The following is a 242-nucleotide window of genomic DNA, read 5'->3' on the forward strand; positions in this document are numbered from 1 at the left end:
ACCAGCACAATCGGTATAAGTATAAGCATACGTTCTAGTTCCTTCACAAGTTAAAGGATTAGGACTATCTGTAATTACTGCAGCACTTGGTGTTACTGTATTTCCACACGCATCGGTTACAGTAGGTAAAGTAAATGTTTCAGTAGCATCAGCAATACAATCTACAGTTTCTGCACCGTCAATATCGGTAATAGTGAAGGCAGGCGTATCGATAGTATATACATAAGCCCAATTTGCAGTGT

1 protein-coding gene is annotated in these 242 nt (G+C 39.3%); it reads right to left on the bottom strand.

Annotated elements, in window-relative coordinates; translation table 11 throughout:
• On the bottom strand, positions 1-242 hold a 242-nt coding region (locus Q0870_RS15390), incomplete at both ends, for a hypothetical protein (protein ID WP_298556787.1).

The sequence above is a fragment of the uncultured Algibacter sp. genome, assembly GCF_947487575.1.
In the GTDB taxonomy this organism is placed as follows: Bacteria; Bacteroidota; Bacteroidia; order Flavobacteriales; family Flavobacteriaceae; genus Algibacter_B.